13 protein-coding genes and 4 pseudogenes are annotated in these 19556 nt (G+C 65.7%); 7 read left to right on the top strand and 10 right to left on the bottom strand.

What is annotated here, in order from left to right:
- Positions 1-523 precede the first annotated feature (523 nt).
- The gene (locus FREUN1FDRAFT_RS16415; protein ID WP_006541228.1) at positions 524-2023 is read left to right on the top strand and encodes a carotenoid oxygenase family protein; all 1500 of its coding nucleotides are present in this window, start codon (positions 524-526) and stop codon (positions 2021-2023) included.
- Positions 2024-2564: 541 nt separating this feature from the next.
- A complete protein-coding gene (locus tag FREUN1FDRAFT_RS16410; protein ID WP_006541226.1) occupies positions 2565-3752 on the top strand; it encodes a thiolase family protein in 1188 nt (395 codons plus the stop codon).
- 100 nt (positions 3753-3852) lie between these two features.
- On the opposite strand, the gene FREUN1FDRAFT_RS48055 is transcribed toward FREUN1FDRAFT_RS16410, so the two are convergent.
- Positions 3853-4098, bottom strand: a complete 246-nt coding sequence (locus FREUN1FDRAFT_RS48055) for a hypothetical protein (RefSeq protein WP_083828714.1) — start codon at positions 4096-4098, stop codon at positions 3853-3855.
- Between the two features lie 639 nt (positions 4099-4737).
- On the opposite strand from FREUN1FDRAFT_RS48055, the gene FREUN1FDRAFT_RS16405 reads away from it, so the two are divergent.
- Positions 4738-6033: an ABC transporter substrate-binding protein gene (locus tag FREUN1FDRAFT_RS16405; protein ID WP_232295224.1), complete on the top strand. Its 1296-nt coding sequence runs from the start codon at positions 4738-4740 to the stop codon at positions 6031-6033.
- A gap of 169 nt (positions 6034-6202) precedes the next feature.
- Here the strand turns inward: FREUN1FDRAFT_RS16405 and FREUN1FDRAFT_RS48050 are convergent.
- Together FREUN1FDRAFT_RS48050 and FREUN1FDRAFT_RS16400 are read right to left on the bottom strand one after the other, a co-directional pair.
- Positions 6203-6338: pseudogene (locus FREUN1FDRAFT_RS48050) on the bottom strand (IS3 family transposase); the annotation flags it as partial.
- 823 nt (positions 6339-7161) lie between these two features.
- Positions 7162-7320, bottom strand: a pseudogene (locus FREUN1FDRAFT_RS16400) (IS110 family transposase); the annotation flags it as partial.
- A 34-nt stretch (positions 7321-7354) separates the two neighbouring features.
- On the opposite strand from FREUN1FDRAFT_RS16400, the gene FREUN1FDRAFT_RS16395 reads away from it, so the two are divergent.
- Complete coding sequence (locus FREUN1FDRAFT_RS16395; RefSeq protein WP_006541223.1) at positions 7355-8062, top strand: cytochrome P450; 708 nt, start codon at positions 7355-7357, stop codon at positions 8060-8062.
- Positions 8063-8302: 240 nt separating this feature from the next.
- Entirely contained in the window at positions 8303-9742 is a 1440-nt protein-coding gene (locus FREUN1FDRAFT_RS16390) for an NF041680 family putative transposase (protein ID WP_006541222.1), read from the top strand.
- A gap of 9 nt (positions 9743-9751) precedes the next feature.
- On the opposite strand, the gene FREUN1FDRAFT_RS16385 is transcribed toward FREUN1FDRAFT_RS16390, so the two are convergent.
- Together FREUN1FDRAFT_RS16385 and FREUN1FDRAFT_RS16380 are read right to left on the bottom strand one after the other, a co-directional pair.
- Positions 9752-10168: a nuclear transport factor 2 family protein gene (locus FREUN1FDRAFT_RS16385; protein WP_006541221.1), complete on the bottom strand. Its 417-nt coding sequence runs from the start codon at positions 10166-10168 to the stop codon at positions 9752-9754.
- A 215-nt stretch (positions 10169-10383) separates the two neighbouring features.
- Positions 10384-11295 carry an SMP-30/gluconolactonase/LRE family protein gene (locus tag FREUN1FDRAFT_RS16380; RefSeq protein WP_006541220.1) on the bottom strand — a complete coding sequence of 304 codons (912 nt, stop codon included), beginning with the start codon at positions 11293-11295 and terminating at the stop codon, positions 10384-10386.
- Positions 11296-11540: 245 nt separating this feature from the next.
- Here FREUN1FDRAFT_RS16380 and FREUN1FDRAFT_RS46390 point away from each other — a divergent pair.
- Positions 11541-12147: pseudogene (locus FREUN1FDRAFT_RS46390) on the top strand (transposase); the annotation flags it as partial.
- Positions 12148-12152: 5 nt separating this feature from the next.
- On the opposite strand, the gene FREUN1FDRAFT_RS16370 reads toward FREUN1FDRAFT_RS46390, so the two are convergent.
- From FREUN1FDRAFT_RS16370 to FREUN1FDRAFT_RS16355, 5 genes and pseudogenes are all read right to left on the bottom strand, one after another.
- Positions 12153-13454: a phosphotransferase family protein gene (locus FREUN1FDRAFT_RS16370; protein ID WP_006541218.1), complete on the bottom strand. Its 1302-nt coding sequence runs from the start codon at positions 13452-13454 to the stop codon at positions 12153-12155.
- A gap of 29 nt (positions 13455-13483) precedes the next feature.
- The gene (locus FREUN1FDRAFT_RS16365) at positions 13484-15130 is read right to left on the bottom strand and encodes an AMP-binding protein (protein ID WP_006541217.1); all 1647 of its coding nucleotides are present in this window, start codon (positions 15128-15130) and stop codon (positions 13484-13486) included.
- A gap of 1258 nt (positions 15131-16388) precedes the next feature.
- The gene (locus tag FREUN1FDRAFT_RS16360) at positions 16389-17531 is read right to left on the bottom strand and encodes a hypothetical protein (protein ID WP_006541215.1); all 1143 of its coding nucleotides are present in this window, start codon (positions 17529-17531) and stop codon (positions 16389-16391) included.
- A 4-nt stretch (positions 17532-17535) separates the two neighbouring features.
- Positions 17536-17937, bottom strand: a complete 402-nt coding sequence (locus FREUN1FDRAFT_RS43895; RefSeq protein ID WP_006541214.1) for a hypothetical protein — start codon at positions 17935-17937, stop codon at positions 17536-17538.
- A gap of 273 nt (positions 17938-18210) precedes the next feature.
- Positions 18211-19085, bottom strand: a pseudogene (locus tag FREUN1FDRAFT_RS16355) (IS1380 family transposase); the annotation flags it as partial.
- 245 nt (positions 19086-19330) lie between these two features.
- Between FREUN1FDRAFT_RS16355 and FREUN1FDRAFT_RS16350 the strand changes: the two are divergent.
- Positions 19331-19556 (top strand): transposase (locus FREUN1FDRAFT_RS16350; protein ID WP_006541212.1); only part of this gene is annotated, 226 nt, incomplete at its 3' end.

Here is a 19556-nt window from a genome sequence, read left to right as displayed (position 1 = left end):
AGGTCCCGAGTAGCGATTCGATCGCGCAGGATGCGCCAGATTTTGTCGACAATGATCGGCGGACCAATAGTAGCCGGACTTGTAGTCCGATGGCGAGGTCAGGCTCCGCGTGACGGCAGCGAGGACCATGAGGTGCGTGTGGCCGCAGAGTTCGATGGGATTCATCGCCCACGCCTCATAGGGTGCTGATTACGTATCCGAACAGTGGCGGCCGACTCGCGTAAGACGTTGGACCCATCACCTTTGACCACGCAATCCGGTCCCAGGCGTGACAAACTCCCAGGACCACCGCGAATCCCCCTTCCTGCTCGTCGCCGATCTTGACGCCGAACGTCCCGTTCTCCCTCCGGGAGACGTGCTAGGTAACCAGGCGTCGACACCGAGGCAATCAGACCGGCGGAACACTCGCCAGGGGGCACTCCCGCCTGGCCTTGCGTTAACGATCTTTCGCGTTGACCGAGGTTTTTGATACACTAGCACTCAAAACTGAGGATCCTAACCGGTCGGCGGCAGGGAGAAGGCCATGGGATATCCCATTCCGAAGGGCAGTCAGTTCATGGGGCCCTTCCAGCCGATGCGTTTCGAGGCGACAATTGAGGAGTGCATCGTCACTGAGGGCGAGATCCCGAAAGAGATCTCGGGTGGATTTTACCGCGCTGGTCCCACCTGGAAGCGTCCATTCAAGGGCAACCAGGCCAACGCGCTACTGGCGATGGACGGCATGGTCCAAGGTCTCGTCCTGGACAACGGTCGCGCCGATTTCCGCAACCGGTGGATCCGCACCCCTAAGTACAACCTGGAGCAGAGGCACGGCAAGGGTATGTTCGCCTGGTCGGACGGTGCGTGGAACGATTGGCGCTCGATGGGGCTGGGCAATGTCTCCCGCGACGGTTTCACCCGCGGTGTACCGCAGGGCACGAACAACGTCAACATCTTCCCGTTCCAGGGCATGATGGTCGCCACGGCCGATTCGGTCGGTGCCCCGATTGCCATCGACCCCTTTACCCTCGAGACCGTCGGTGTCGTCGACTGGTCGCCGCAGCTGTCCGCGGGACTACATCAGAAGGCCGCCTTCGGCGACGCAGGCTTCACGGCGCATCCGAAATGGGATCCAGACACCGGCGTCCTCTACGGCTGGACCTACCGGAGCGAGGCGCCGTACGTCACGATGCACTATGTCCATCCGGACGGGCGGGTGGACTCGCTTGACTTGCGTGATGCACCCTACAACACCGTTGCCCACGACATCTGGCTCACGACCGACTACATCGTCATGCCGTTCCAGCCATTCCTCGCGGACGTGGGACGCGTCGACAAGGGCAAGAGCGTCTACTCCTGGGAGCCGAACCGTCCAATCGTCCTCGGTCTGATCCCGCGCCACAACCTCCAAGACGAGATTCGCTGGATCACGCTGAACATCGATCCGCAGTACGTCATGCACACCATGTCGGCAAACATTGACGGCGACATCCTGACGCTCGACGCGCCGATCTTCAACCGCCCACCCTTCCCGTTCGAGCAGGACTTCGATGAAGGCGATGACGTCGCTCTCTTCTTCAGCATCGCGAAAAGCCAGCTCGGTCGGTGGACGGTGAACCTCACGACGGGCGAGAGCATGACAGAACAGCTCTCGGACCGACCGTCCGAGTTGCCCAAGATCGACGAAAGATACTACGGCAAGAACTACACGTGGGCCTGCCAGATCGGAGGTCGAGTCAAGCGCTCCGGGATGTCCATGAATAGCCTGGTCACCACCAACATGAGGACCCTTGCCGATCAGGAGTACCATATTCGTCACGATCAGCCCGCGGCCGTGCTCGAGGCCACCTTCGTCCCACGCACGCCGACGTCCCTCGAGGGGGACGGGTTCGTCATCGTGCCAGTGTCGTGGTGGGCCGAGAACCGCGGCGAGTACCTAATCTTCGACACGTATGACATCACCAGGGGACCGATCTGCCGGATCGAGATCCCCTTCAGGCTCGGCTGGACGGCTCACGGTCACTGGATGGACTTCCGGAGGTGACGATGAGCACGCAAGAGCGCACCCTCAGGGCCGTCGAAAAGCTGTTCGCGGCTCAGGCTTTGAGGCCGTGGGGTAAAGGCCGTTACCACGGCGGCAGGAGTGTCCGAGTCGGCCACGTGCCGGAACCTTTCGGGTAAGTACGAGAAACTTGCAGCGCTGTCCGATCACTTCGTGAGCCGCTGGTCGGGCTCGGGCCTTCGTAACCCGACGCCCGCGACGAGCTAGTCCTTCTCACTGACGTTCACATGGCTTCACGATGGAAAAGTCCTGGCGGTCGATGAGTCGGCAATGCGAGCAGCGGTCACTAACCGCTGACCGCCGGCGCCTATTCGTGCGGGGCGCGCTAGATCGAACGGTGCATGGCTCGTGGTGAACTCTGCGCAGGCCGCCATCATGCCAATCATTTGCGATCTCGACGGCCGAGTAGACGCAGACCCGAGCAGTGGTCAGGTCCCCCGTGCCGGCCGGCTCGATACGCTCAGCCACCCGTCCGCGGGTACAGGGCTGTGACGCACCATCTACCATTCGCAATGGAGATCCCATGAACCCTGCGGTCATCGTCAGCGCGGTTCGATCGCCGATCGGAACAGCGTTTAAGGGCTCGCTACGAAACGTACCGGCGCAGAGTTTGGCAGCGACCATCCTGCGGGCGGCCGTTGATCGATCCGGGCTGGACGGCTCGGACATCGACGACGTGATCTTCGCCGAGTCTGCCTACGGGGGCGGTGACCTGGCACGATACGCCGCGGTCGAGCTTGGCATGATCCAGGTGCCGGGTCAGGCGGTCAACCGGCACTGCGCCGGTAGCCTGACAGCCATCGGCAACGCGGCGGCCTCCGTCATGTCGGGCATGACTGGTGCGGTGGTGGCCGGTGGCGTCCACTCGTTCTCGACTGCTCCTACCATGACGTGGAAGCGCCTGGACGGCACGCAGTGGCAGGGAATGGCTCCGACCTTTCCTTACAGAGCCGATGCGGACGATGACGTCACCTTGTCGACTGGATTCAACGTGGCGGAGCGGTTCGGCCTGAGCCGTATGCAGATGGACGCTTGGGCGCTGCGTTCTCACCAGCGTGCCGTCAAGGCGATTGACAGCGGAACCTTCGATGCCGAGATCATCGAGGTCGATCTCGGCAAGGGGACGATGTTCTCGGTCGATGAGCACCCTCGTCGCACCACGACGGCTGAGAAGCTTGCCGCACTGCCGCCTCTGCATCCTGAGATCGAGGGCTTTTCCGTCACCGCCGGGAATTCGTCAGGCCTCAACGATGGCGCATCGGCCCTCGTGGTCACGAGCGAGGATTTGGCGCAGTCGCGTGGCCTGCGACCGCTGGCGCATGTGAGGGGGTGGAGTGCTGTCGGAGTCGACCCGAAGTTCACCGGCGTCGCTGCGATCGACGCGATCGAGGCCGTCCTGGGGCGGGCAAAACTCCGGACCTCCGACATCGATCTGTGGGAAATCAACGAGGCGTTCGCCGCGGTGCCGCTGGCGGCCTGCCAGGCGCTGGGCCTTAACGACGAGCTCGTCAACGTGTCGGGCAGCGGATGCAGCCTAGGCCATCCGGTAGCGGCCTCCGGCGGCCGCATGGTGGTGTCGCTGGTCCACGAGCTGCATCGTCGCGGCGGCGGTCGGGCCGTCGCCGCGATGTGCGCCGGTGGTGGTCAGGGGGGTGCCGTCTTGATCGAGGTGCCGAGGGCGCAGACGCCCCTGTGTCCTCAACTGCCCTGATCGACTGGCAGGCGCGGGCATGGAACGGCCTCACCCTGAGTCGAAGAGGATCCAGGGTGAGGCTGTCAGGGGGATTGGGTGGCCGAGCTGTTGGAGCTGGTCACTGAGCCGGCGGGTTTGGCGTTCGGGGTCCTGGCGGGTGCCAGGCGATCATGAGATGGTGTGCGAGACCGCGACGAGAGCGCGTTTGCTGCCGCGGCGTGATGACCTGCTGGTAGTGGGCGGACAGGTAGGTGGTCTTCGACGAGGAGGCGGCTTCCCCGAGGGCTCCGCGTAGCTGTTGACGCCGCGGCGGGATGCGGCCGGAGTAGTGCTTGCCTGCGGATTCGCTGTTCCCCGGACACAGCCCTGCCCAGGACTATGACACTGGGCGTTGGTTCTGTCCATGATCTTGTTTGCGCCGTGAGGCGCTGTGTTTCGAGTGGAGGTGGGAGACCTTCGCCGCCGGCCCTGTCGTTCTAGGGCGGGTGGAGCTGGGGGCAGCCTGATCCGGGTGGTGCCGGGGAGGGTGGGAGCAGCCCTGACAAAGCCGGGACGTCCCAGTACTGCCAGATGGGGCGGGTCCGGCGAGCGGGACGGAGAGGAGTACGCGAGGAACCGGCGTTCTACGTCCCCTCATGCGACACCGGCTCGAACCTGGTGGATCTGGGCCGGGAGCGGTGCGCGCCCGCTGTCGTGAGTGTGACGGTGGGTAACTCCTGGGGCGGTATACAAGACTCGCTCGGGAGGCCACGAGGAAAGACCGCGGCGTACTCGTGGCGAGGCCGCGGGGACACAGTCGGGCTCCTCCTTCGTCGAGCGAAGCACAGTGAACACGGGAACCGTCCCGGACCTTGCCCTTTCCGTCGGTGTGGACGAGCGGGGGCTGGGCGCATCGACCGCCGATCGGTCCGGGACGGGGCGGAGCCGCCGTAGTACTCCGAGCCGGGACACACCCTTCCCTAGAGCTTACCGGAAGTGACCTAGCAAATACTGGCAGCTACACATGTTGGTCGGCGGGAATCGAGGGCTTATGTTATTTCGTCGCCCACGGCGGCTGAACGCTGCTGTCAGCGTGATCGTGATCAGCAGCCTGACGAGCGTGGTGGCAACCTGCGGGATCATGGGCGGGGGAGACGGGTCCAGGCCAGCGACTGAAGGCTGTGCGACACCCGGTGTGACCTCGACCCAGGTCACTCTCGGAACGGCCTTTGACGATACGGGGATCGGCGCGGGCACCTTCGCTGCGTTCCGTGCCGGGATCGATGCCCGTCTCGGCGTGGCGAACGACAACGGTGGGGTCAATGGCCGGAAGGTCGTCTATGACTGGGAGGACACCCGGTCCGACCCGTCGTCCACCCAGGACGCCGTGCGTGAACTGGTCGAGACCAAGGGCGTGTTCGGCATCATCCAGGGCTCGCAGCGCTCGCTCACGGCCGTCGGCTCGGCGGACTACGCCGAGGAGCACGGCATCCCGGTGGTCGGGCCCAGCATGGACGAGTCCTGGCCAGACCACCCGAACATGATCAGCTGGTTCTACGCCCAGTCCGCGAGATCGTCCGTCAGCACCTGGGGTGCCTTCGCGCTGTCCCAGGGGGCTACCCGCGCAGCCATCCTCGGCCTGGCCCTCAATCCGGGCGCCGCGACCTACCAGGCTCAGCTACAGGCAAGTATGGACTCGGCCGGGATCCCGGTCGTCCTCAACCCGGATGTGACGGTCGGTGCCACCAGTTTCAACCGGCTGGCACAGGAGTTGAAGGCCGCGAATGTCGACACGATCACTGGTGCGGTGAGTCCCGAGGTACTGGCCCAGGTCATGCCGGCCGTTCGCGCCGCCGGCCTCCAGCTGAAGCTGGTGTTGACACCCACGGGCTACGACCCCGCCCTGCTTCAGCAACTCGGCCCGCAGCTCGCCGGAACGACGATCTACATTGATTTCGCGCCGTTCGAACTGAACCTGCCGGCCCACCAGAGATTCATCTCCGCCCTGGCCCGCTACACACCTGAGACCTCGCCGCCGCAACAGCAGAGTGCCGTGTGGGGATGGATCTCGGCCGACCTGTACCTGCGCGGGCTGCGAGACTCCGGCGAATGTCCTACCCGCAAGGGGTTCGTGAACGCCTTGCGCGCCGTCCACGATTACGATGCGGGCGGACTCCTGTCTAGCAAGGTCGACTTTGCGACCAACGTCGGGCAGCTCAGCACCTGCTACCAGTTCGTGCAGATATCCCAGGACGGAAGGGAGTTCATCCCGCTCAACCCCAGCCGGCGCTGCGGCACCGTAGTGAGCCGTTCTCGGTAAGGTTCCGTGGCGCCGATTACAGACCCTTGAAAGGTCGGTGAGGCGATGCCCATTCCTCGGATGCCGACGTAGACGGACTATACCAGCTTATGCTGCATTCTTGGTTTCGGTCTGGGTCGCGTGGTATGTGCGCGCTCGTCTTGTTCTGGGGTGCGGTAGCGGAGAGTGTCCGGTAGACGAGTTCGTTCTTCAGCGTCCCGAAGACGGACTCTGCAGTGGAATTATCCCAGCACGCTCCGGTGGCTCCGGCCGACGGGCGTGCGCCATGGTGTTTCAGTGCGATGGTACGAACCTGACGTATACTGACCGGATTCAACCGGTCGTCGCAACATCGGCTTGTTGAAGTGCCTAGAGACAATTCGCGTTCGACTAACGAATTCGAGCTGCGGATGGCCCTATCCAAAGAAAGGCTGATCGGTACTATTGTACCGGCAGAGGTCCGGCGCCGCGGATCCTGATCATTCATGATCGAGTAATGCATCGGCCTCTTGTCCCCGCCTACGATGTCTTCCGCGCAGGCACTGCGGCTCGATGAGATCAGCACTGATCTGTTGGCTCAGCAAGGCATCGCTTGTTGCCGTTTCCGCACAGGGTGATGCTCTATTGCGTTGCCTGGTCCAGCTCGGTCCGCCAATGTTGGAATCACATTCGTGTCGTCGACCCGGCGACAGGGCAGCCGCTCCCGGAGTGGGCCGGCGGTAAAATCAACATACGCGGGGAGTCCGTGACTGCTGGATACGTCGGAACGGCGGCCGCGCGTCCCATCCCGAGATTCCGAATCAGGAATCCGGAGCGGTGAACGGAGGCAGCGGGGTCAGACCGCTGGACGATGGCTGGCTGGTCACCGGGGACCTGGGCCATCTCGTCGACGGTGAGCTGGTGGCCTGCGGGCGCGCCAAAGATCCAATTATTATTGGTGGACACACTGCACCCCGAGGAGATCGAGCAGGCCGCCGCGAGTCCCAGGGGTCTGGCTTGCGATGTCGCCGCCCGAGGTCCGTCCCAGCCACAAGTGGGCCACGATCCGCGACGAGGCCACGGCTGCGGCGCTGGCGTCCGCCGGAGCGCGTCCCGCCCATGTGCACCTGCTGCCGCCCGGCACCATCCCCAAGAATCGCAATGACTGAGTCAAGTGCCAAGCGCGGCAGGCGGGGTGGCGGTGAAGATCCGTTTGTCGCGCAGGAGTGCCCTGAGGACGTCGACGCGGCGGCGGGCGAGGGCGATGACGGCCTGGACGTGCTTGAGGCCCTCGCCGCGCTTCTTGCGGTAGAAGGCTCGATTCGGTCCCAGCGCCTTCCTCCACGCCGGCAACGACCTGGCGATGCTCGCCACCGAACTCGCCGAGGACCGTCGCCGCAGACCCGCCGACGACCTCCTCACCGAGCTGGTTCAGGCGGAGGTCGACGACACCCAGCTCAGCACTCAGGAGATCGCCTCCTTCTTCATCCTCCTGGCGATCGCCGGCCAGGAGACCACCCGCAACGCAATCAGCCTCGGCCTTTGGGCACTCCACAACAACCCGGCAGCACACCACGCCTGGGCCGGGGACTTCGACCGGCTGGCCTCCACCGCCGTCGAGGAGATCCTCCGCTACTGCACACCGATTGCCACAATGCGCCGCACGGTGACCCGCGACACCATGCTGAACGAGCATCAGCTGACCGCTGGCGACAAGGTCCTGCTCTTCTACGCTGCCGCCAACCGCGACGAACGAATCCTCCCAGAGCCGGACCGCCTCGACATCACCCGGTCGCCGAACACGAATCTTTCCTTCGGCGGGTCGGGGCCCCACTTCTGTCTGGGCTCCCACTCGATCGGATCGACACCTTGGGCGAATATGTCAGCGGCCTGTAGCCTGACCGCTTCCTGGCATGAACGACCCTCTGCGGTACGGTCACTACCATCCGCTTACCTCCGGTATGCGCCGGTTTCGACCGGCTCATACCCGACCGCATCAGAGGTGATCAACCAGACTCCGACCGTTCAAGGTCTGTATCCAGGCCATGCCGCCAATACGGCCTCCCTGTAAAATTTCTCTCGCACTGGCGGAATCAAGCGATCATGGCGACGCGCTCGAAGATCTTGTAGCCAATCGTAGACTCGTCGAATAGAGACCAAGACGGTCTTAGCTTGCCATTTAACCTGCAGGTGTCACGATGCGTGATACCTGCAGGTGTTGTGGGGTGGGTGGGCGTGTCCTCGTGACGTGGGACGACCTTCGGAAGAGCGTGCTCTCGCCAAAGAAGCCGTGATCGCACCGAAGGTCGTGATGGGCAGTGTGCAGGACGAACCGGGACGCGTCGAGGCTCTGGGGCGGCTGTGTCGCTTCCGGCAGGAGTTCTACACCTGTCTGACCCGCCGGGCGGACGCGCTGTTCGAAGCGGCGGAGGCAGTGCTGTGCACCGAGGGCCCGGTCCGGGCGCTGGTCGAGCTGACACTGGCCCCGGAGCATCGCCGCGGCCACGGGGCCTTGTATGACGGGCTGAACAGCGGCCGGTTAGAGATCGCCCGGCTACGACGCGCGCTCACGGACCTTCCGCTGCCCGTGGCCGCCGGCGGACGGCTCGTACTGGCCGTGGATGTCAGCCCGTGGCTGCGTTCGGACGCGCAGACCAGTGCCGAGAGGCCGTTCTGCCATGTCCATGGCCGGGCGAAGAACCAGGCCCAGCTGATCCCGGGCTGGCCGTACTCCTTCGTCGCCGCCCTCGAACCTGGTCGGACGTCGTGGACCGCGGTCCTCGACGCGGTCCGCCTCGGTCCCGCCGACGATGCCACGGCGGTGACCGCCGACCAGCTGCGGGCGGTCGTGGGCCGCCTGACCGCCGCCGGGCACTGGCGCGACGGAGACCCGAACATCCTGATCGTGATGGACGCCGGCTACGACGTCACCCGGCTGACGTTCGTCCTGGCCGATCTTCCCGTTGACCTGCTTGGCCGGATCCGTTCCGACCGCGTCCTGCGCCTGGCCAAGCCGTCCCGGCAGCCAGGCACGAACGGCCGTCCGCCCAAGCACGGCCCCGAGTTCGCCCTCGACAGGCCCGCGACCTGGCCCGCGCCGCAGCACACCACGATCACCAACACCAGCCGCTACGGGCAGGCCGTCGCGACCAGCTGGGACCGGCTACACCCCCGGCTGACCCACCGCACCTGCTGGCTCGACCACTCCGGCGACCTCCCGATCATCGAGGGCACCCTCATCCGCCTGCAGGTCGATCACCTGCCCGGGGACCGTGACCCCAAGCCCGTCTGGCTGTGGTCCTCCGCTACCGGTGCCACCGCCGCCGACATCGACCGGGCCTGGCAGGCGTTCCTGCGCCGCTTCGACCTGGAACACACCTTCCGGCTGTTCAAACAAACTCTGGGCTGGACCCGCCCGAGACTGCGCACCCCGCAGGCCGCCGACCGCTGGACCTGGCTGATCATCACCGTCCACACCCAGCTCCGTCTCGCTCGCACCCTGGCCCGCGACCTGCGCCGCCCCTGGGAGAAACCCGTCCTACCAGGACGGCTCACCCCCGCCCGGGTCCGCCGCGGGTTCCGGAACATCCGCGCGATCATGCCCCTCCCCGCCAGCGCACCGAAACCCACCAAACCAGGCCCCGGACGCCCTCCCGGCTCAACCAACCGCAGGCCCGCACCCCACCACGACGTCGGCAAGACCATCAAACGGGACCTGAGCATGACCGCCCGCCAGGAACGGAAAGGTTAAAGATCAAGCTTAGGCCGCAGGCTGCGCCGCGGGGCGTGTCTTGAGGCGGCCGACCATGGCGATCTCCTGACGCTTGATCTGGAACTCGTGACCCTCCGGGACGACCACCCAGTAGTAGTCGATCGAGGAAATTGCGCCGTCGAAGACAACCAGCATCTTCATCCGCACGGAGTACTCGCTGCCGTCCATCGCATCGACGTAGAAGGTCGTAGGGTGGTGTGCAAGGGCCTTAGGTCGGGTGGACATGAACTCGGTGAGCGCTGCCCTGCCGCTGACGACCTCGCCGAAGATCTCACCTGCGTCGAAGACTCCGTCCTCCGTGAACAGGTCAGCGGCATCCGCCCAGCGACCGTGGTCACAGTAGTCCGCGTAACGGGCGACTACCGCCGCGATCCCGGTGTAGACCTCGCTCGAAACGTTCGACATACACAACCTCCTTCGTCGCTCTAATTTTTGAGACGCCCCGTTTCTACCACACTGGTCGCGTTCCTCGTCAGATTTGACAGGTCTGTCTACCCGGCGTGGACTGAACCCGTGCTCGGCCGAGGCCCGGCCCCTACGCATGAAGGTGCTGACACCACATCGGGCGCGTGCGCCACCGCGGACGAGCTCCATTGTGCGAGTGGGCTTCGGACGGGTTCTCAGGGCCGTCCGGCCCGGGGAACCGCAACACGGGTGGTCTGAAGAGTGGCGGACAGATCGCCGAGCCGGTCGTTGTCTCGCAGCCCGGGCGCTACACACATGAGCAGGGTGCGGCCGTCGTCTCCGCCTAACATGCACGCGAAGACATTCTGCCCCTCCGGTGCGGGGATGACGTCGAGGATCTCGCCGCCCTCCGCGACGCGGATCACCCGGCAGTTTTGGACGTCTGCGGACCAGATCGCTCCCTCCGCGTCCAGGCAGCAACCGTCGAGGATCACGTCGAGGCTCTGCAGCAATGCCGAGGTGGTCGAGGACCGGTCGCCCGGGCGGGACAGGACCGCCCACGGCCGGCGCCCGCTCAGCGAGCCGTCGGCGCCGATGTCGAAGGCGGTGTAGCACCCCGCCATACCCTCACCGATGATGAGCTCGGACCCGTTCTCGGTGATCACCGATCCATTAGGGAACATCAGGTCGTCGGCGGCGACGAAGAAGGTGCCGTCGGGCCGGACACAGACGACGGATGCGGGTACGGGGGGCTGATCCGCGAAGGGGTCGAAGCCGAAGAAGCCCACGTAGGCGAACCCGCGGTCGTCGACCACCAGGTCGTTGAGGTCACCGACGCACACACCGGAAAGGTCGGCGTGGACGGTGGTTGACGACCCGTCGATCGAGCGCCGGTAGATCAGCTGGTCTTCTTGACTGACGTAGAGCAGGCTGCCGTCGGGCAGGAAACCGAGGCCGGATGGCTGGTGCTCGAGGGCGACGACCTGCTCCTGCCTTCCGTCCGGTGTATGGGTGTAGATGCCCTTGCGGTAAAGGTCGGAGACCCACCAGCGGCCGTCCCGCCAGCGGGGCGCCTCGAAGTAGGCGCCGCCGGTCGCGAGGACGGTCAGGTCGTAGGTAGTGTTCATGGGACCTCCCTAAGGTTGGTGTTGTCTGGGTTTGGTGCCCTGGATGCTCGGGGCGACGGGGTGTGTCTGATGGGGAGTTGCCGCTTGGTGGCTCGAGAGGAATGGCCGCCCTGTTGTTCTGGACGCCTTGGCCACTGATTCAGATCTGATGCGGGCCGTCCCTGTTTAGGGACCTGTTGGCATCCGTGGGGTTGAGCTGCGATAACAGGAGTTCGGGTGTTGGCGGATCGGCCGCTGGGGTGGACGGCGTCGCGGCCCACCTGTGTGAGCAGGGCGCCTGGCCCAAGGGCATCCCCGCCATAGCCACCACGGCGCCGGCCGGGCAGACCGTGCGGCTGCCAGGCGAGGCCGCCACGGCGGTGCTCGTCGCTCGGCTCGCCCGCCAGATGCTGGACCTGGACCGGCAGATCAAGCCCACCGACAAGCTGATCACCAGCCGGTTCCGGACCCACCCCCGGGCGGGGATCATCGTGTTGCCGGGTCCGGACCGAACCTCGGCGCGGAGTTCATGGTCGCCACCGGCGGCACCCTGGGCGGGTTCGCCGCCGCCGGCCGTCTGGCGTCCTACGCCGGGCCTGTGCCCGTCGCTCAGGACTCGGGCCGGGCCACCGGGAACCTGAGCCGTCCCAAGCGCTACAGTCGCAGGCTGCCACGGGTGTTCTATATGCCGGCCTCGTCCAGCATCCGCGCACCAGGATCGTCGAGGACCTTCTACGACCGCAGACGCTACGAACAGCTCATTCACATCCAAGCTCGCCCTCGCCCTCGCCTGGTCGACGTCCTCTGGGCACGCTGCGCGACGGCCGCACATTCGCACCAACCGCGCCCCAACCCGCTACCGCGGCGGCTTGACACGGTCATTCAGATTCCCTTCGTAGGTGCGGGCCACGAGACGGGAAGGCAGCGTCGACCGCAGCCTGGAGGAACCGGGGCCCGTTGACGTAGGCCGCGATGGCGGATTCGTACCTTCCCGTCTGTTCGTATGTCTGGCTCAGCCAGAGACACCCGATGTAGCGCCACGTGTGGCTCCACACCGCGAAGTAGCGCAGTGACTGCGCGTCGGGCACAACGCCGCCGGCGTCCTGGTAGGCGTCCAGGAACTGGCTCCAGGGCAGGAGAGGCTCGACGGAGGAACGCAGATAAGCCAGTTCTTCCGCGGCGTTCCCGACATGGGACGCCTCCCAGTCCAGGACGGCGCTGATCCGGCCGTCGTCGACCAGCAGATTAGAGAAAGCGGCGTCACCGTGAATCAGCGAGGCTCGCTCGGCCGGCTGCGGAGTATTGGCCCGCAGCCACGTGATCAGAATGAGTAGTTCCGGTTCCGGAACGATCCCGCGCTTGGCCAGCGTCTCCATCTGCCAGGTGATCATGAAATCAAGTTGTTCCGGTGTGTGTCGCGGCGAGATCGGCGGTGTGAGGTCGCGATGGTCCATGCGGTGCAGACGGGCGTAGAACCGGGCGACGTCAAGACACAGCTGGACGTCGGCGGAGCGTGCCCCCCAAACGTCGCCCACAGTGTGGCCGGGGGCGCGCCGGGTCACGAAGAAGGCTCCACCCAATGCGTTGTCGCCGGATTCGATCCAGAGTGGTTCCGGCGTCGGTAGGCCCGCCGCGTGCACGGCCTTGAGCACATTGAACTCGGGCGCCAGGGAACCGGCCCGGCGGCTCGACGGGACCTGGCGGAACACGAGCTCCTGCCGGGTGCCGTCGAGGGTCGCGTCGACGAGGAAGGTCTGCTTGGAGAAGCCGCCGGTCATGACCCGCACGCTGTGGGCGGTCGCCGAGGCGTCGTCCCGGCTCGACCGCAGGTAGGCGGTCACCTCGGGAGTGGACAGGGCCGGTATGCCGACCTCACCCGAACGATCCGCCCGTTCCGCTGGTTCAGGAACGGAGCGGGCGTTCAGGATGCGACGTAGAGCCTCGCCGACCTCCGGTGGTTCTGCGCCGTCTGCCAGCCGTGCGTTCAGAGTCAATGCCTCGTCGCGCTCGAGGTCGGGATCCCTCAGGATGCGACCGCGCACCCAGCGCGCCAGATCGGCGGCCTGTCGCAGCCGGGCCGACACGTCCCCGTCGGTAAGCTCGGCGCTCAGCGTATCCAGTTCACCGGCGAGCGAGGCGAGCACACGGCCAGGCAGCGCCGCTGCGTCGTCAGCCGACATGATCGGTCGATCCTCTCTGCGGGCTGTCGTCATCGCCGGCGCCGCGCCTGGATCCCGGCTGCTTCCCGGTCCCACGTTGTGGCCGTGACGCCCTGTTGGCGCAGCCGGAACTTCTCCACCTTGTTCGTCGGAGTGCGGGGCAGCTCTTCCCGGAACTCGATGAAGCGGGGCACCGCGAAGTGCGGGACGTGGTCCATGGCCCAGTGACACAGATCGGCCGGGGTGAGCACGAAGCCCTCGCGCAGCACGACCGTGATCTTCAGCTGGTCCTCGGCGATGCCGGCGCCCGCGGCGTGGGCGGCAATCTCCACGATGCCGGGGTGGGCCAGGAAGGCCCGCTCGATCTCGAAACTGGAGATGTTCTCGCCCCGGTTACGGACGTAGTCCTTCTTCCGGTCGAGGAAGAACAGGCAACCGTCCTCGATGCGGCCGTAGTCCCCGGTGTGCATCCATAGGTTCCGCCAGGCCGCCGCCGTGTCCTCGGGGCGGTTCCAGTATCCCGAGAACATGATGTCGGGGCGGCGCGGCCGGAAGGCGATCTCGCCCTGCTCGCCGTCCTTGAGGATGTTGTCATACTCGTCGAGGACGACAACATCGTACTGGTCGGCTACTATCCGCCCGACGCAGTCCTCCGGGAGCGGCTCGTCGTCAATGCGGACCATGCTTAGGCGCACGCCCTCGGTCAGACCGTACTGCTGGGCGCTGGTGAAGGCCACGCCGAAGCGCTCGCGCCAGATCGTCCGCACCGTGATGGGGAACGGCCCGCCGACGACGGCGCGCAACTGGCCGTAGCACCGTTTCATGGCTTCGGTGTCCGGCGCGTGGGCGACCAGCGGGAGGATGGAGGCCATCAGTCGGGCGACAGTGGCTCCGGATCTCTCGATCTCGGGCCAAAATCTCGAGACCGAGAACCGGGCCGCCACGGCCACCCTCACCTGGGCGAGCAGCCCGCTCAGGACAGTGTCCACGGCGGCGGCATGGAATAATGGCAGCGGCGTAAACACAACGTCTCCCGGCCCGGGAGGGATGGACTGGTTGGACTGCCTGGCCTGGTTGCAGATGTAGTTGTGCGAGACCATGCAGCCCTTGGAGGGGCCCGTGGTACCGGAGGTGTAGAGGAGCATCGACAGATCCCCGGGGCGCGCGGTGGACTCGATCGGCGTGGTGTCCGAACCACGGTGGTCATCGAGCGCCTGCACCGGGACGGCGCAGGGCACCGAAGAGTCGATCGATCCCCGGACGAGGACCAGACGCAGATGGGTGAGCCGGTCGCTGATCTGAGCCACGCTACCGAGGTAGGAGCTCTCACAGATGACGACCTCGGCCAGCGAGTCCTCGACCTGGTGCCGCAGGAACTCGCCCCGGTAGGCGGTGTTGAGCGGCACCCAGACCGCGCCGAGCTTGTTGATGGCGAACCAGGCGGTGATGATGTCGATGGAGTTCTCGAGCTGGGTCACCACGGTCTGCCCGTGACCGACACCGATCTCACGCAGAGCGTGGGCGAACTTCGCTGCGCGCTCAGCGGTTTCGGCGAACGTGTACGTATCGCCCTCGAAATCAAGGAAGAGCCGATCGGGTGCCTGGCGGACGGCCCGGTCGAGCGCGTCGAGAACTGTGTCGGGGTCGACCACCAGAGGACCGTACTCGGATGTTGCGTTGTTGTCATGGGAGGACATTGGCCTTCTCCTAGAGAGTCTCCGTTCACAGGCGCCGCGGGTGCATATATGCAGTCACGGGGGAAAGCGTCAGGCTAGTACCTCGTGATCCTGCTTCCTTTACATCCCCTGGTGCTCCGCCAGAGTGATCTCGTGGAGTGCGTGGTGAGCAGCGGTTCGAGCTGGTGGCGCTGGTCAACATCCCGGACGTGGCGACCCGGGCGCGGATCGTGCTGTGGCACGCCTACAAGCCGACCAACGCGTTGGACCGCACCCAGCCGCTGCTGCCGATCAGCTTCGGGACCACTGAGACTCGCACCCACGACTACGTCCGCCGGGGTACGACGAACCTGTTCGCCCCTCTGAACACCGCGACCGGGCAGGTATACGGCGAGTGCCGCACGGTCCGTGACGGCACGGCGTTCCTCGCGTGCCTGACCAAGGCCATCGCGGCAGGTTCACGTCGTGCTGGACAACCGGCCGACTCACACCACCCCGATGGCGAGAACTGGCTGAAGGCACGTTCACTTCCACCTCACCGCCGTCGGCTCGGCATGGATCAACCAGATCGAGACCTCGTTGGGATCACCACCCGGCAGGCGATGTCGCGGCGCCTCTCCCTCCGTGGCCGCCCTCACCCCCCCCCAGGTCCGCGATTACATCACCCACTGGAAACCTCGACGCCGAGCCGTTCACCTGGACAGCCACAGCCGACGAAATCCTCGCCAGGTCCGCCTCACCCTGACCACGCATCCGCAAACTCGTCAACAAAAAACGCAGCTGCCGTCAATAGGTAAAAGGATCACGGGAGACAAGTAGGCCGTCGCTTCTAATGTTCAGGGTAGAGGTGGAGGAGTTTGGTGCGGGCGTCGCTGGCGGTGAAGCGGGACCTACCGCTGGTGGGTGTCGACTGCGTTCCGCCAGGTGGTGAGTTCGGTGTTCATGATGTCCAGGTCGGCGATTTGACCGCCGAGGCATTGGCAGGTCAGGGCGGACTTCGATCTCGGCGATGTTGAGTCAAGAGCGGTGTCGGGGGTGTGGTGGATCTCGAGGCGTCGGCCGGTGTGAAGGCTTCGTAGAGGGAGCCGAGTGATTGGGTGTTTGAGGTTGTCCAAGACGAGAATGACCCTCTCGGCCTAAGAACAGTCGATGGCCAGGAGCTGGGCGACCTCCTGGGCACATCAGCACCACGGGTGGTAACCCCGACCTCGATACGACACGTCATCACGGCAGCGGAAAGAAGGCCAACACCACCGATCTACCGCATCCCCGTCGAATATCAGAGGCGACGGCCTACGAGGTTTCGAGGGCGGTGAACGCCGAGCCCGAGCCCGTACCGCTGGACGCGTCCCGCGCTCATCACCGGTAGGTGCGCGGTCCCGGGTACGCCGTCGATGCGGACGCGGGCCGGCTGCTCTCGGTGGCCGGGGAAGTAGGGCACGCCGTCCTTCGTGACGTTGCCCGGGACGGTGAGGTCGATGACATCGGCCTCGATGGCCGTCCCACGCGGAACGCCGACGCCGAGACTGTCGAAGTATCCGTTCTCGTATCCGGTTCCACGGTAGGCCCAGGCACTCTGCAGTGCCTCGGCCTCGACGGTGATCAGCCGGCCGTCGGCCAGATGAAGCCGGTAGACCAGTGCGGTCCAGTCCCGGCTGCCCGGGATGAACGTGATGTCGTGCTCGATGCGCTCGATCGGGACCGGGAGACCCGGCTCGGCGCCGGTCTGGACCACGACCCCGTCGAGGTGCTGCTGCCGTCCGTCGCCGTCCTCGCGGTATTGGAAGAAGAGTGACAGTTTCGGCGTGGAGGCCGATGCCCACAGCCACAGGAACGACGACCGCGGGGGGTGCCCGTGCTTCGGCTCGAAACCGCCGATGTCGGGCCGCACCCCCCAGGAATGGTCACGGACGCCCCACCAGTCGTCGGAGTTGAATCGAACGCCGTCCAGGTCCACCCAACCGGAGAGCGAGCCCAGTTGGTCGTAGCGGCTGGTGTCCTGCACGACCCGGCCGTCCCGGAAGGTGAAGTGCGGGGCCTCGAGGTGCGCCGGGGACGTGCTGGCCCACGACAAATCCGCGGCGAGCGGGTGATCGCCGGCGGCGAGCCGGAGCCGGATGCGCTCGTAGGGCTCGAGCACCTCGATGCTCAGCGGACCCACCGTGGCCGAAGGATCCTGGCCCAGCGGTCGGGACACCCGCACATTAGTCTGCTGCCGCTGATGCTGGACGACCAGGAAGCCGTCGGCCACCCCCATGTTCTTGTAGATGCCTATGCCGCACAGCAGCAGCAACTCTCCCGTGGGGTGAACGACCTCGAACCAGTGCCGGTCGTAGAAGCGGTGGTCAGTGGACCCGGGTACCAGAAAGGGTCGGGAGGTCTGGTGGTTGAGATGTTCGTCGAGAGGGCCGAGTAGCGACATCAGATTACCTCAACCCGAGCTGCCGCAGCAGACCGTGATTGTCCCAGTAGGCTGGTTCGCGATGATATTGCCATTGCGCACCTCGCCGACGGAGGTGCAGGGCACCTCTAAGCTCCGGCTGGTGTGTCACGCCAGGAATGTCGCGCACTCCCCTCAAATGCCCTTCTGGCTCGAATCTGTCGTCTGTCGCGTGAATCGCGATGACGACCCGATTCGTGTTCGGCCCCGACATTGTTTCGCCGAAAAACTTCTTCGTCGCCTCGATCGTGTCGTTCACGGTTCCGGGTACGTGGTCATCATAGATGATCTCGTCGTCGTAGCGTGTCCAGATCCGCTCATAGTCACGCGCCTGGCAGGTGGGCGCGTAGCACCGGGGGAGTGGCTCGGTTGCGGCAGTGCTGCGCAACGTTACTCCTCTCAACCTTTGTCTCGCCGGTCTCACCAATTTAGATTCAGCATGTCTCAAAACGAGAGAATACCTCGTTCCCCACCGCAGTTCAACTATCTAGCCTCGATCTTTCGCCGGGTGGCTGGGTCGGTTTGTCGGTCGTCCCGCCCCGTTTTTGATGTTGAGTTGTGTGGTTGGGGTGTGACGGGGTGGCCCGCTGTCGCGCGGGCTGGGGCGCCGGTCCACGGCCGGGGGTGGTGCGGGTCGTCGGGGCAGGGCAGGTCCGGGTGGCTATCCGGGGTCGGGCAACTCACGGAGAACGGTCAGGGTCTGGACGGCGAGCGCTGCCCAGGGGTGGTGGGCGGATAGGTGTATCACGGTGTTGCGGGCGTGGCACGCGACGCGTCCGGCGATGGTGAACAGCCGGTGCCGTAGGCGTTTCGGTTCCCAGCGGCGTGCGGTGTGGCCGGCTAGGGCGAGGGTCTGGGTCCAGGCGAGCAGGTCGAGGGCGATCGACAGCGCACCAGATCTGGTTCTGGGTGAAGTCGTGCAGGGGCAGGTTGGTCAGACCGGTGTCCTTCGCGGCGCGGATCCGGTCCTCGCAGCGGGCCCGGCGGCGGTGACGTAGCTCCAGGTCAGCGAGTTGTCCGCGGCGGGTGTTCGTCGCGAATGCGGTGCAGCGGTTCCCGTCCGGGTCGACGATCCGCAGCTGGGCGCCCGGATGCGGGCGTTCCTTACGCACGAGGACCCGCATGCCTTCCGGCCAGCCGGACAGGTCCATCAGCCCGGTCAGTTCGACCGACCCACGCGCCGTCGCGGGGCTGCCCGTCTGCGTCGTAGGCGGGGGTCCACGCGCCCGCGGGAACCTTCGCGATCGCCTCGGCGGCGGTGTCGGGCAGGGTGAACCCGACCGAGTAGGCCAGCCGGCGGCGGTGCAGCCAGTCGAGGAACGCGTGTGTGCCGCCGCCGCTGTCGGTCCGGATCAGCACCGACCGGCTCCGGCGCAGCCGCCGGGGTAGCTGCGCCAGTGCAGCGGTGGCCACGATGACGTGGTCGGCGGCCGTGTTCGCTCCGGCGTTACCCGGTCGCAGCAGCACTGCCAGCGGCTCCCCGGACCCGTCCGGGCCGTGGTCGGCGAACGCCCACAGCGGGCGGAACCCGAACCCCGTTACCTTCTGGATGGCCCCGCAACGGGGCTCCCGGCCTCCGGACCTGGCATGACTTGAGCCCCTCGTCGGTCATGATCGAAAAAGTGGTGTCACCAAGTTCCGGAGGCATCGGCAGACCGCTGATCAGGGGCATGACCGTCGAACTCATCGTGAGCGAGACAGGCTCTTCGTAACGTGGATGCCGGCACGCTGATGCCGCAGGTGAGGCCGGGAAAGTAGACAGCGCTCGCGGGAGACAGCACGTGATCGATACCGGTGGCATCGACGTCTACCTGGGCCTGGACGTGGGCAAGGGCGAACACCATGCCACCGCTCTCACCCCAGCCGGGAAGAAGGCGTTCGACAAGCGGCTACCCAACAACGAACCGAAACTGCGGGAGGTATTCACCCGGCTGCAAGCCAAGCACGGCACCGTGCTGGTCGTCGTCGACCAACCTGCCTCCATCGGCGCCCTGCCGCTGGCCGTCG

It is taken from the genome of Parafrankia sp. EUN1f (assembly GCF_000177675.1).
In the GTDB taxonomy this organism is placed as follows: Bacteria; Actinomycetota; Actinomycetes; order Frankiales; family Frankiaceae; genus Parafrankia.
This window is presented reverse-complemented; position numbering and strand designations above follow the sequence as displayed.